Annotated in this window: 11 protein-coding genes; 3 read left to right on the top strand and 8 right to left on the bottom strand. The window is 66.9% G+C overall.

All coding sequences use genetic code 11. From position 1 onward, the window contains the following. Positions 1–29: 29 nt before the first annotated feature. From K4043_RS06450 to K4043_RS06435, 4 genes are all read right to left on the bottom strand, one after another. Entirely contained in the window at positions 30–1,841 is a 1,812-nt protein-coding gene (locus tag K4043_RS06450; RefSeq protein ID WP_265308646.1) for a DUF885 domain-containing protein, read from the bottom strand. A gap of 79 nt (positions 1,842–1,920) precedes the next feature. Continuing rightward, positions 1,921–2,430 carry a cytochrome c oxidase assembly factor Coa1 family protein gene (locus tag K4043_RS06445; RefSeq protein ID WP_123729875.1) on the bottom strand — a complete coding sequence of 170 codons (510 nt, stop codon included), beginning with the start codon at positions 2,428–2,430 and terminating at the stop codon, positions 1,921–1,923. Between the two features lie 39 nt (positions 2,431–2,469). After that, the gene (locus K4043_RS06440; protein ID WP_123729874.1) at positions 2,470–4,698 is read right to left on the bottom strand and encodes a S9 family peptidase; all 2,229 of its coding nucleotides are present in this window, start codon (positions 4,696–4,698) and stop codon (positions 2,470–2,472) included. Between the two features lie 171 nt (positions 4,699–4,869). Then, positions 4,870–5,559, bottom strand: coding sequence for a glutathione S-transferase N-terminal domain-containing protein (locus K4043_RS06435; RefSeq protein WP_265308645.1), 690 nt, complete (start codon positions 5,557–5,559; stop codon positions 4,870–4,872). A gap of 108 nt (positions 5,560–5,667) precedes the next feature. Between K4043_RS06435 and K4043_RS06430 the strand changes: the two genes are divergently transcribed. From K4043_RS06430 to K4043_RS06420, 3 genes are all read left to right on the top strand, one after another. Next, positions 5,668–6,303: a TIGR00645 family protein gene (locus K4043_RS06430; RefSeq protein WP_123729872.1), complete on the top strand. Its 636-nt coding sequence runs from the start codon at positions 5,668–5,670 to the stop codon at positions 6,301–6,303. 186 nt (positions 6,304–6,489) lie between these two features. Next, positions 6,490–7,485, top strand: a complete 996-nt coding sequence (locus tag K4043_RS06425) for an energy transducer TonB (RefSeq protein WP_265308644.1) — start codon at positions 6,490–6,492, stop codon at positions 7,483–7,485. Positions 7,486–7,675: 190 nt separating this feature from the next. Then, positions 7,676–8,371 (top strand): transposase, encoded by a 696-nt coding sequence (locus K4043_RS06420; RefSeq protein WP_265308643.1) that lies wholly within the window; start codon positions 7,676–7,678, stop codon positions 8,369–8,371. Positions 8,372–8,470: 99 nt separating this feature from the next. Here the strand turns inward: K4043_RS06420 and K4043_RS06415 are convergent, their stop codons facing one another. The 4 genes from K4043_RS06415 to K4043_RS06400 form a co-directional block, all read right to left on the bottom strand. Next, the gene (locus tag K4043_RS06415) at positions 8,471–9,655 is read right to left on the bottom strand and encodes an ABC transporter permease (protein ID WP_123729869.1); all 1,185 of its coding nucleotides are present in this window, start codon (positions 9,653–9,655) and stop codon (positions 8,471–8,473) included. After that, positions 9,652–10,398: an ATP-binding cassette domain-containing protein gene (locus K4043_RS06410; RefSeq protein ID WP_123729868.1), complete on the bottom strand. Its 747-nt coding sequence runs from the start codon at positions 10,396–10,398 to the stop codon at positions 9,652–9,654. The genes K4043_RS06415 and K4043_RS06410 overlap by 4 nt, the downstream gene beginning before the upstream one ends. 34 nt (positions 10,399–10,432) lie before the next feature. Beyond that, positions 10,433–11,941 (bottom strand): alpha/beta hydrolase, encoded by a 1,509-nt coding sequence (locus K4043_RS06405; RefSeq protein WP_265308641.1) that lies wholly within the window; start codon positions 11,939–11,941, stop codon positions 10,433–10,435. Positions 11,942–12,049: 108 nt separating this feature from the next. Beyond that, positions 12,050–13,216: a GGDEF domain-containing protein gene (locus K4043_RS06400; RefSeq protein WP_123729866.1), complete on the bottom strand. Its 1,167-nt coding sequence runs from the start codon at positions 13,214–13,216 to the stop codon at positions 12,050–12,052. Between the last annotated feature and the right edge of the window lie 57 nt (positions 13,217–13,273).

Here is a 13,273-nt window from a genome sequence, read left to right as displayed (position 1 = left end):
ACCAACGGTCGGTGCCTACCGCAAACGCGTCAGCGCTTGGCCGCGCTTTTGTACTTCGGCACGAACACGTCGTTGACGGCCTTGGCCAGCTGGTCCGGCGGCAGCAGGCCCTGGTCGAGCAGGAAGTTGTTGAACGCCAGCCGGTCGAAGCGATCGCCCAGCGCCAGCTCGGTCTGCATGCGCAGCTCAAGAATCCGGGTGTAGCCGTAGAAGTAGCTGCCGGCCTGGCCGGGCATGCGCACCATGTAGCGGTCCAGCTCCTGCGTGGCCATCGCCTTGGACAGGCCGACCTCATCGATCAGCACGCGCTCGGCGTTGGCCCGGTCGATCTGACCCAGGTTGAGCATCGGGTCCAGCATCGCGCGCGCGGCCCGCAGCAGGCGGAACTGCAGCGCGATCAGCTGACCGTCCAGCGGCTCGTACGGCACCATCTCCGCTTCGGCATACAGCGCCCAGCCTTCCACGTTGACCGAATTGAAGGCGAACATCGTGCGGGCCAGCGAGATGCCGCGCTCGACCATCGCGGTGAACTGCAGTTCGTGGCCCGGTCGGCCTTCATGCGCGCTCAGCGTCCAGGCGGCGGAGCCGAAGTTGAAATCGTCGTACTGCGCGGCCTTGTCGCCGGCGGCCGGGTTGCCCAGCGGCAACACGAAGGTGCCCTGCTGCCCGGTATTGCCGACCAGCGGCGCCGGCAGGAAATGCGGTGCCGGCGAGGCGGCGCTTTCGGCGGCCGAGCCCAGGCGCATCTGCATCGGGCGCTGCGGCACATCGACGATCTTTTCCTTGCGGATGATCGGGTCGATCGCATCGATCACGCCGCGGTAGTGGTGCTCGAGCTGATCGTCGGGGATCTTGTCGCCCTTGAGCGCACGCACCACGGCCACCGGATCGGTGCTGTCAGTGACCTTCAGGCCCTTGGCCTGCACCACCAGCGGCGCCAGCTGGCGCATCGCCGAGCGGGTTTCCATGAATTCCAACTGGGCCCGCTGCATCAACAGCGCCGGGGCGATGTCGATGCCCACGCGCTTGAGCTGGTAGGCATACAGCGGCTCGGGCAGGCGCGCATCGGCGCGGGCTTTGGGCAGCACCTCACGGCGGGTCCAGTCGCGGTACTCGCGCAGCTGGCTGGCGATGGCCTGCAGCGCCTGCTCGGCGCCGGCCACCTTGTACTTGCCGAACAGCTGCTCGATGCCGGTGATGTAGGTGTCCACATTGGCCAGCGACTGCTCGACTTCGATCTTCGTCGGCTGCAGCAGGGTCTTGTCGCCCAGGCGTTCTTCATAGCGCTGGCGCGACAGGGTGGTCACCGGCTGCGTGCCCGGGGCAAGCCCGGCGTAGGCCTTCAGGCGATCCAGCGCCTTGGCCCGGCGCTCGGCCGGCACCTGATCGGACAGCAGCAGGTTGAGGCCGCTGAACACTGTCTGCGGGGTATCGCTCCACGGCAGCAGGTACTTCTCGTTGAGTTCGCTGCCTTCGATGTTCTGATCGGCGGCAGCGATCATGATCGCCAGGTCCTGGCGGACGTTGGCATCACGCTCAGTGGCGAGCTTGGCCTGCAGTTCACTGCGCGCCTTGGCCATCGCCGCGCGGTAGCGGGCGCCATTGTCCGGGCCGAAGTCGGCCACCTTGTCGTCATAGCCCGGCACGCCGAAGAAACCGGTCTCTTCCGGCTGGAACGGGCCCTGCGCATCGAGCAGGATCTGCGCCAGCGTGTTGCTGCGGGTGACCCATGCCGGCGAGGCGGCGGGCTTGGCGGCAGCCGGGGCGGCCAGGGCCGGCGGGGCCGACAGTGCGGCGGGAACGGACAGGGCCAACGCGACGGCGAGGACAAGCGGCTTCATGCAGGAACTCCAGGGCAGGATGCCTGCGACCCTACGCACTCACGCCCGGCGCGGCAATCGGCCGGAGGTCATGCCGTGCTCAGACGCCCAGCGAGGCGGGCGACGGTGGGCACTCGCCCTTGGCCCGGCACTCGGCCAGCGCGCAGCGCTCGGCGGCCTCGGCGTCATCCAGCGCGGTCAGATCGATGGCCTCGTTGGCATCGGTGACCACGTACAGCATCGGGTAGTCCCAGTGCTCGCCACTGCGCTTGGCATTGAGGAACAGGCGGCCCTTCCCTTGTGGGCCGGTCACCCCGATCACGAACTGGCTCTGTCCGTTGGAATGCATCGAGCCGGCGGGCAGGTAACCATCGCGCAGGGGCTCACCGAGGGCCTCGACCAGTTCGATGTTGCAACGTGCGCGGCGCATGGCCTCCTGGTAGGGCGTGCTGGATTTGCTCCAGTACGCCCACTGGGAGAGCGCGAACCACACCGCGCCCGCTGCCGCCGCAATGCCGACCACCACTGCCAGTGGCATGGCCCAGCGCCAGTGGCGGCGCCACCAACCGGTGCGCACGGTGGTACCGGGAAGTGCAGGCGGCAATGTCATCGGCAAACTCCTTGTCAGGCCGGTGGCAGGAACGGCGGATCAGGGCGCCAGGCAGCGCCCCAGGAAATCCTCGGCCAGGCGGTAGCGGTGCAGCGCATTGCTGCCCGACAGACCGTGCTTGGCACCGGGATAGGTCATCAGTTCAAACGGCTGGCCGCGCTTCTGCAACGCACTCATCAACACGGTGGAGTTGGTGAACAGCACGTTGTCATCGGCCATGCCGTGGATCAGCAGCAGTCGCGAGCGCAGGCCGTCGATATGCGCCAGCACGCGCGCTTCCTCGTAGCCCTTCGGGTTGTTGCCCGGCAAGTTCATGTAGCGCTCGGTGTAGTGGGTGTCGTACAGGCCCCAATCGGTCACCGGTGCACCGGCCACGCCACAGGCATAGCTGTCCGAGGCCTTGGCCAGCAGCATCAGGGTCATGTAGCCGCCGTTGGACCAGCCCTGCACACCGATGCGCGCCGGATCGACCCACGCCTGCTGCTTCAGCCAAGCCACGCCGCGCAGCTGGTCAGCCACTTCCACCGTGCCCTGCACGCCGTACAGTGCACCGCCGAAATCACGGCCGCGGCGTGGGGTACCGCGGTTGTCGAGCGAAAACACCACGTAGCCCTGCTGGGCCAGGTACTGGTTGAACAGGTGATCGCCACGGCCGGGCCAGCTGTTGGTGACCGTCTGCGAGGCCGGGCCGCCGTAGACGTACACCGCCACCGGGTAGCGCTTGGCCGGATCGAAACCGGTCGGCTTGATCAGGCTGTAATGCAGCTCGGTCTTGCCGTCGGCGGCGGTCAGGGTGCCGAACTCGACCGGGCGCTGCGCATCGAGATAGCGCGCGTACGGATGCGCCGGGTCTTCAAGATTGTTCTCGACCAGGGTCGCGATCTTCTCGCCGTTGGCACGGTGCAGCGCGATCTGCGGCGGCGTGGTGGTGTTGGACCAGCTGTCCACGTAGACGCTGGCGTTGCGCGCGAAGCTGGCGGTATGCATGCCCGGGGTCTGCGACAGGCGCTGCGGCGCACCGCCCTGCAACGACACGGCGTACAGCTGGCTTTCGCGCGGGCCGTCCATGCCGGCGCGGAAGTAGACCTTGCCGGCGTCTTCGTCCACGGCCAGCAGTTCGTCCACCGGCCAGTTGCCGGCGGTCAGTGCGGTGACGGTCTTGCCGTCATCGGAGATGCGGTACAGGTGCTCGAAACCACTGCGCTCGGACGACCACACAAAACCACCCTGCTTGAGGAAGCGCAGGCTGTTGTGCAGTGGCACCCAGGTCGGCGAGGTTTCGGTCACCAGCGTGCGCTGCTGGCCGCTGGCCAGCTCGGTCTGGATCAGTTCGAGCGTCTTCTGGTCGCGCGACTGGCGCTGGAACGTCAAATACTTCGGGTCGCGCCAATCGACGCGGGCCAGATAGATATCGGGGTTGCGGCCCAGGTCGATCCAGCGCGGCGTGGCGTTCCGGCGCGGCGCGATCACCGCCAGTTTGACGGTGACGTTGTGGTCGCCGGCGGCCGGGTAGCGCTGCTCGATCATCTCGGTGCGGTCGGCATACATCTCGTAGCGCTTCTGTACCGGCACCGGCGATTCGTCGATGCGGGCGAAGGCGATCGCCGAGTCATCCGGCGCCCACCAGTAGCCGGTGTGGCGGTCCATTTCCTCATCGGCGACGAACTCGGCCACGCCGTTGCCGATGGTGTCGCTGCCATCGCCGGTCAGCTGGATCTGCTGGCCGCTGGCCAGGTCGATCACCCACAGGTTGCGGGCGCGCACGAAGCTGACGAAGCCGCCCTTGGGCGAGAGCTTGGCATCCGTGGCGAAGCCTTCACCGTGGGTGAGCTGGCGCACCGCGGCCTTGCCCTGTTTGCTCAGGTCGTACAGGTACAGCTCGCCGCCGAGCGGGAACAGCAGGGTGCGCGCATCCGGCGACCACTGGTAATCGACGATGCCGGTCATCGCGGCGATGCGCTGGCGCTCGCGGCGGGCCTTTTCGGCGTCGCTCAGGGTTTCCGTGCCGGGCAGCACCACCTTGGAATCCACCAGCAGATGGGTCTGGCCGCTGGCGATGTCGTACGCCCACAGGTCCAGCTGATTGCGGTCCGCATCCTTGCCGCGCAGGAAGCTGACCTGCGAACCGTCCGGGGCCACCTTGGGTTTCATCAGGGTCGGGCCGGACAACGGCAGCGGGCCGGTGATGGCATCCAGGGTCAGTTTTTCAGCGTGGGCGAGCGAGGTCGAGGCGAGCATCAGGGCGAGCGAAGCAAACAGGTGGCGCATGGAGGGTTCCGGCAGCGTCTGGGCAGTCCCCGGCCAGGAAAACGGCACGGGGAACGCTTCATCCTAACCAAAACCGTTCCGGTCGTGCCGGGAGCTGGCCGGTTCCAGGCCGCGCCGACCGCGCCGGAGAGCCGGCCAGCGGCCGGCACGACCGGGCAAGCGACCACCGCGTCAGCGCTGGCCGAACAGGTGCTTGCGCTCTTCCTCGCTGAGCGGCTTGCCGGCCTGCGGATTCACCTTCTCGCGCAGGGCATACGCGCGCTGGGTGGCCGGACGGGCGGCGATCGCGTCATGCCAGCGCTTGAGGTTCGGGAAGGCGTCAACGTCCACCGGGAGCTTGTCGTAGGCCCCGATCCACGGGTAGCTGGCCATGTCGGCGATGCTGTACGCCTCACCGCCGAGATAGGCGGTCTGGGCCAGGCGCTTGTCCATCACCCCGTGCAGGCGGCGCACTTCGTTGTTGTAGCGCTCGATCGCATAGGGAATCTTTTCGGGCGCGTAGACGTTGAAATGGCCCATCTGCCCACTCATCGGGCCGAGCCCGGCCATCTGCCAGAACAGCCATTCCAGAACGGCCACCCGGCCGCGGGTGTCGGCCGGCAGGAAGCGACCGGTCTTCTCGGCCAGGTACAGCAGGATCGCGCCGGACTCGAACACGCTTTGCGGGGCGCCGCCGTCGGTGGGCTGGTGGTCGACCAGCGCCGGCATCTTGTTGTTGGGTGAGATCGCCAGGAAGGCGGGCGTGAACTGGTCCCCGGCGCCGATGTTCACCGGCTGGATCCGGTACGGCAGCCCGGTTTCCTCCAGCATCAGCGTGACTTTGTGGCCATTGGGGGTAGGCCAGTAGTACAGATCGATCATGGCGACGGCGCTCGCGAAGAGGGAATCCCGAGTCTAGTCCGTCACTCGGCTTGGCAGGGTCAAGCCGGACCGTTACGCTGCGCCGTCCCCGCAACGCAGCATTCCAGCATGAGCTCGACCCAGACCCCCATCAGTCCCCTGTCCTCCCTGATCTTCGCCTCGCGCTGGCTGCAGCTGCCGCTGTACCTGGGCCTGATCCTGGCGCAATGCGTCTACGTGTTCCTGTTCGGCAAGGAACTCTGGCACCTGCTGCACAAGGCCAACAGCATGGGCGAGCAGGAGATCATGCTGCTGGTGCTGGGCCTGATCGACGTGGTGATGATCTCCAACCTGCTGGTGATGGTGATCGTGGGCGGCTACGAGACCTTCGTATCCCGCCTGCGCCTGGAGAACCACCCCGACCAGCCGGAGTGGCTGAGCCACGTCAACGCCAGCGTGCTGAAGGTGAAGCTGGCGCTGTCGATCATCGGCATCTCCTCGATCCACCTGCTCAAGACCTTCATCGCGGCCGGTACTCTGGACGGCCTGCCGTCGTGCAACAGCCCCGACTACATCCTGGCGGTGCAGACCGCCATCAGCACGGTCGGTCCGAGCGCTGCGGCCGCCTTCAAGTGCGCGCCCCTCACCTCCACCGGCGTGATGTGGCAGACCATCATCCATGCCGCCTTCATCCTGTCGGCGATCGGCATCGCCTACACCGACAAGCTGATGAACGGCACGCCCAGCAAGACACTGTCGCACTGAGGCTTGCCCGGCAGCGGCGGCATCGGTGAGGATGCCCCCTGCCCTGACCGCCTGGCCCCCGGGCCGGGCGGGTGATGCTAGATTGCACACCTGCGGGTCCGCCGTGGACGTCGGGAAACGTCCACGGCCTTCGGTCGGCCTGACCGCATCAGGCCCTACGTATCGTCGTCTTCAAAGGGGAGTTGGATGTCGCACGTCAAGACTCATGGCCCGGCGCGGCTGTTCGCGCCGATGATCCTGCTGGTGGCCCTGTCCGCCTGCTCGGGCAAGGACGAGACCGCACCGGCGACGCCGGCGGCCCCTGTGGCCCCCACTGCTGCCCCGGCCGCACCAGCGGTGTCGGCCAAGGTCCAGTCGATGGGCACCGAGGAACTGCGCGAGCTGGCCAGCAAGGCGCTGCGCGAGAACCGCATGTACGCCCCGGCCGGCGACAATGCCATCGAGTATTACCTGGCGCTCCGCGACAAGACGCCGGATGACGCCTCGGTCAAGAGCGCACTGACCGATCTGCTGCCCTACACCCTGATCGCCGCCGAGCAGAACCTGGGCCGCGAGGACTTCGCCGAAACCCAGCGCCTGGTCGCGCTGATCGAGAAAGTCGACCCGACCGCCCCGGCGTTGCCGCGCCTTAAGCAGGGCATCAGCGGCAGCATGCAGACCGCGCTCAAGCGAACCCAGGAAGAGACCGACAAGGTCAAGAAGGACGCCGAGACCCGCGCCAAGCAGCTGGTTGAACAACAGCGCCTGGCGCAGCAGCAGACCACCGAAGCCGAGGCCGCGCGACAGATCGCCGCGCAGCAGGAGGCCGCGCGCCGTGATACGCAGGATGCCGAGCGCCAGGCCACCGCCCGTCGCGAGGCCGAACAGCGCCAGCAGCAGGCGGCTGCCCAGCAGGCCGCGGCCACCCGCCAGGCCGCCGTCGCGCCGAGCCTGCGCCCGGTCAGCACGCCCGCCCCGCGCTACCCGGCCGACGCCCTGCGCTCGGGCACCTCCGGCGAAGTCCTGGTCGAGCTGACGGTCGGCACCGACGGCTCGGTGACCGCTGCCCGCGTGCTGCGCGCCACTCCGGCCCGCGTGTTCGATCGCGAAGCACTCAACGCGGTCAAGCGCTGGAAGTTCGAGCCGGTGGGTGCACCGGTCACAACGCGCCGTACGCTTGCCTTCGCGCCGGAAGGCGGCTGATCGCGGCGTCACGTTGGTTGAGGAAAGGCCCGGAGCGATCCGGGCCTTTCCTTTAACGGGGACGGGGGTAGTTAATAACAGGGGCGGAGGTAGTTAAGCGCGCTTCTCCTACGGCTGCGTGCACCACAGGCCTAGCTCTTTTACCTTCGTGGGTCTGCAAGGTAACGGTTCGCCATCAACGTTGCCGACCATGCCCCGTTCCGCTCGCTTGGTTCTCCCTGGCATCCCGCTTCACGTCATACAACGTGGGGTCAATCGCGCTGCACTGTTCATCGACGATGAAGACCGGCATCACTACCTGCGCCTGTTGCGCAATGCCTGCCGCAAGCAGGCGGTTGCCATTCACGCGTTCGTGCTGATGGGCAATCACGTCCATCTTCTGATCACACCGTCTACAGCAGAGGGGCTGGCCCCGGCCATGCGGCAGTGTGGGCAGAACTATGTGCAGTACTTCAACAAGCGACATGTGCGCAGCGGGACGCTGCTGGAGGGCCGTTTCAAGTCGTGTCTGGTGGATTCCGATGGTTACCTGTTGATGGTGCATCGCTACATCGAGCTGAATCCGGTACGGGCCGCGATGGTGGCGTTTCCAGAGGAATATCGATGGTCCAGCGTTCGGGTGTACCTCGGCCTTGAGCACAACCCGATGCTGACACCACATCCCTGCTACACCCTCCTGGGCCCGACGCCGCAAGCACGTGCGAATGCCTACAGCGAATGGCTGCGGGCCAGCATTCAACCAGACGAACGAGAGCGGATCGTGACCTACGTCGCGCAGGAGCGCGCGTTGGGCAGCCCGCGCTTCCAAGACATGGTTGGGCGGGCATTGCAGAGGTCCGTGGTCTGCAGGCCTACGGGAAGACCGGTCAAGGAGACGGGCGACTAGCAGACTATCGGTCAGCGTGCCGGAACCACCTGACACCCACCGAATTAACTACCTCCGTCCCTGTTATGAAGAAGGGCCCCTTTCGGAGCCCCTCGTGGATCACCCCGAAATCGCCAACCGTTCCTGATGGTAGCGACGCACCGCCGCATACCAGAACAGCGCCGCCAGCCCGAAGCCCGCGCCGAGGTAGACCGCCCACATCTGCGGGCTGATCGCTTCGTGGCGGATGATCTTGAGCAGCATCTGGTTCTGCGCCAGGAATGGCACCGCGAACTGCCACAGCTCACTCTTGATCGGGTACACCATCAGCGCATACCCCGGCAGCATCGGCAGCAGCATCAGCCAGGTCATGTGGCTCTGGGCTTCTTTCATGCTTTTGGCGGCCGCCGAGAGGAAGGTCAGCAGCGAGGTGCCGATGAACAGCATCGGCAGCATGATCAGCAGCATCTGCAGCATCGGCACGAAGCCCATGTTGAGCTGCCGGCCTACCCCGCCGGAAGAGAGCTGCGCGCTGATCTTGAAGGCCGCCAGCGTCAGCAACAGCGACGCTACACCGACAGCGCAGGCCGCAGCGATCTTTCCGCTGACGATCGCACTGCGCGGTGCCGGGGTGGCGAGCAGCGGCTCCAGCGATTGCCGCTCACGTTCGCCGGCCGTGGTATCCATCACCAGGTAGGCGCCGCCCAGGAACGAGGTGATCGTCAGCAGGATCGGCAACAGCACTGACAGCATCATCCCGCGCTTGGCTTCGGCCGTCGCCAGGTCCTGAGCGGCAACGTCCAGCGGTCGGGCCACCTGTGCATCGATACCGCGCGCCAGCAGGCGCAGGGCGCCGACCTGCTGGCTGTAGCCGCCCAGTGCCGCCTCCAGGCGGCTGCTGGGAATATCGGCGGCGCGGCGGGTGCTGTCCTTGATGATCTCCACCAGCGCCGGGCGGCCGTCGGCCCAGTCCTTGCCGAATTCCGGGCTGATGCGCAGCGCCACATCAATCCGCTGGCTGCGGATCGCCTCGGTGAGGTCTTTCGGTGCCTCGGTCGCATTCAGACCCTGCGATGCCAGGAAACGCACCAGATTGGGGGCATGCTCGCCGCCGATCATCGGGATTTCCAGCGGCTGCTCGATCTGCGTCTTGACCCGGCTTTCGGCCAGCTTGCTCATGCCCAGGATCAATACCGGGTACAACAGCGGCCCCAGCAGCAGCGTCAGCGCGAGCGTGCGGCGGTCACGGGAGAGATCGCGCAGTTCCTTGCGCATCACGGTCAACAGCGTGGCGAACGAACTCATGCGTGCAATCCTTCTTCGGTACCGATCGCCTTGACGAAGGCATCTTCCAGGTTGCTTTCCCCGGTCTGTGCGCGCAGCTCATCGGCGCTGCCGGCCGCCATCACCGTGCCCTGGGCGATGATCACCACGTGGTCACACAGCGCAGCCACCTCCTGCATGATGTGGCTGGAGAAAATCACGCAGCGCCCCTCGTCGCGCAGTCCCCGCAGGAACCCGCGCAGCGCGCGCGTGGTCATCACGTCCAGCCCGTTCGTGGGCTCATCCAGGATCACATTGCGCGGGTCGTGCACCAGGGCGCGGGCGATCGCGGTCTTGGTGCGCTGGCCCTGCGAGAAGCCTTCGGTCTGACGGTCGAGGATGTCGTCCATCTCCAGCGCCGTGGACAGCACCTTGGTGCGCTCACGGATCCGCGCCGCGCTCAGGCCGTGCAGCTGGCCGAAGTAGGCGATGTTCTCGCGCGCGGTCAGGCGCTTGTACACCCCGCGCGCGTCCGGCAGCACCGCCAGCTGGCGACGCACCGCGACCGGGTCCACCGCCGCGTCGATGCCATCCACCAGCACGCGGCCCTGATCGGGCGCCATCAATGTGTACAGCATGCGCATGGTGGTGGTCTTGCCGGCACCGTTCGGGCCGAGCAGGCCGGTGATGCGGCCGTCTTCGGCGTGGAAGCCCACGTTCTGGACGGCCTGGATCAGGCCGGTCTTGGTCTTGAAGGCTTTATGCAGATTCTCGGCGACGATCATGCGCGCACCTCCCCGGTGCGGTACGAAGTACGGTTCATGGGGCCCACCCGTTGAACGAGGTGAAGGCGGGCACCGGGCTGAGGGTATCCAGGCAGGTGGCATCGAGCGACTTGGCATCCGCCGTGTCGATGAACTGCCCGAGGATGCGTGGCATGCAGCCGGCGTTGATCGTGCCGTGGCCCTGCCCCTTGGCGAGCAGGTGACGGCCGTTGGGCAGCTGCTTGACCACCTGCTCGGCGTAGCGCGGCGGTGTGACCGGATCGAACTGGCCCGACAGCAGCAGCACCGGCAGCGACGAAGCGAACGGCGCGGTGAAATCCTTCGGTCGCGAACCGGCATTCCAGGCCGGGCATGCCGCGAAGAACATGCGCGCCACTTCCGGGCCCAGCACGCGGTCGCCCTGCGCACCTTCCTGGTAGCGATCGGCATCTTCGGCGCACAGCACCGACCACTGCATGCCACGGTTCATCTGCACGCCGAGGGTGCGGCTGGCCATCTTGCTCAGCGACATCAGCGGCGCATAACGGCCCTGTGCAGCTTCATCCAGCATGACCGGCAGCAGCGAGGACAGCTCGGGCATGTACGAGAACATGAACGCCAGGGCAGTGACCGAATCGGCGGTCAGCACGCCATGCTCTGCCTGACCGGTGCCCGGGTTGCGGTAGTCGACCTCGACCGGCGCCTTGGCCAGGGTCGCCATGACGTTGCGCAGCTGCGTACGGGTATCCACCGGGAAGCGTTTGGCGCAGATCGGATCCTGGCGGCACTGCGCCGACTGCAGGGTGATCGCATCTTCGAAGGTGTTGGCGAAATCACCGCCGACCACCAGGTCGTTCGGCACCACGCCATCGATCACCACCGTACGGGTGTGCTGCGGATAGCGCGCGGCATACTGCTGCGCCACGCGGGTGCCATAAGAGCCACCGACCAGGTTGACCTTGTCCACCCCGAGCGCTTTACGCACCGTATCCAGATCACCGATGGCCTCGGTGGTGGTGTAGAAGCGGGTGTCGGCGCGGCCGGTCAGCGACTGCGCGCACTGGCGGGCGTAGTCCTCGATCAGCGTGGTGCTGGGCGCCGCGTTCTCGTCCAGCGGCAGTTCCTTGCCCTGCGCATCCAGGCAGGTCAGTGGATTGGACTTGCCGGTACCGCGCTGATCGATCAGGAAGATGTCGCGCTGCTTGCGCACGTCACGAAGTGCCATGTTGACCGGTGCGGCAACATCCGTCGCGGCCTGGCCCGGGCCACCGGCGACGAAGAAGACGGGGTCGCCGTTGCCCGCGCCATCGTTGCCGGCGTTCAGCCAGGCGATGTTCAAGCCGATCTTGCGACCGTCCGGTGCCGCCGGGTTCTCCGGCACCTGCAGCGTGGTGCATTGGGCTTCGACATTCGCGCTGGCCTGTGCGCTGGTCAGGGTGCAGGGCTGGAATGCCAGCGTCCCGTAGAGGCGCTCTGCCGCTTTGGGCGTCGCCTCCGGGGCAGCCTGGCAGGCAGCCAGCAGCAGGACTGCTGCGCTGGCCAGGGGACGGCAGGGAAGTCGCATGGTCGATCTCGTCCTGGAGTTAAGGGTCTCAGCATGCCATGACGACCGGGCGGCGCGGATGTGACCGGGCGCGCAGGCATCGGAGCGGACCCACCCCGACGATATCCGTCAGCGGCGCTGTGCCGGTCCCGACATGACGGTCCGGTCGCGACCCTCGGCCTTGGCCTGGTACAGCGCCGCATCGGCATCGCCCAGCAGACGCGCGATGTCGCCACGGCGATCGATGGCCAGCCCGATGCTCGCCGTGACCGGCACCGGCACACCGTCGATCAGGGCCGGCGAGGCGCGCAGCGCATGCAGGATCCGATCGGCGTACTGCATCGCCCCGGCGGCATCCGCACCGGGCAGCAACACAATGAACTCCTCGCCACCATAGCGTCCCAGCAGATGCTCGCGGTCGGCCACGCAGCCGGCAAGTACATCCGCGATACGCCGCAGGACCGCGTCGCCGGCCAGATGGCCCCAGCGGTCGTTGATCTGTTTGAAGTGGTCCACGTCCAGCAGCAACAGCGCCAGCGGTCGAGGGGCGCGGCGCACGCTGCTGAGCAGGTTGGCTCCATCAGCGAGTACCGCACCGCGGTTGAGCAGACCGGTCAGCACATCGGTACGCGCCAGCCGCTGCAGATCGACCAGCATCCGTTCCACCAGCAGCAGCACCAGCGCGAAACACCGGGCCAGTTCCAGGATCAGGCCGATCAGGTACGTGGCGAATACCGGCGACCCGGCGCGCATGATGTCATCGCCCGCATCCGGCGCGACGGGCAGGAACAGGCGGATCAGATAAAGCAGGGTCTGCGCGCCAAACACGGCCGCCGCCAACCGACAGCTGGTGCGCTGCGCGGGGGGCGCCTGGCGCAGCAGCAACCACGTCATCCAGCCGTTGAGCAGCACCGCGAAGACGCTGAAGACATGCAGCCGGATGACCAGGCTGGGATGGACCAGCAGGAAGAACGTGATGGCGCCCAGGTAGCTGAGGCACAGCACCACGGGCTGCCAGGGCGGCAGGCGATGGCCGAGATGGCGCGCCACGCCGTACAGCATGAGCACGCCAGACAGCGCGACTGCGACATTGCTGGCCAGGATCCCGGAGACCGGTGGGAGATAGGGGCGCACTGCGACCAGCGTCAGGCTGACTGACAACAACCACAGACTCGCCGTCCACAGCCGCAGCGCGGGCTGCCGCCGCAGCACCAGCAACAGCAGCGAAAAGCCCATGGCGATGCCCAGGCACAGCAGGAAGCCGAGCACGGCGATGGTGGGGAAGTCCAAGAGCATCGTGGCAGTCAGGCCGGGGGGACGCGGCGCATCTTACCGCCAGCCGCAGGCCGACGC

The organism is Stenotrophomonas sp. SRS1 (assembly GCF_026130205.1).
Lineage (GTDB): Bacteria > Pseudomonadota > Gammaproteobacteria > Xanthomonadales > Xanthomonadaceae > Stenotrophomonas > Stenotrophomonas rhizophila_B.
The sequence above is the reverse complement of the archived record's forward strand: the minus strand, read 5'-3'. Positions and strand labels throughout refer to the sequence as shown.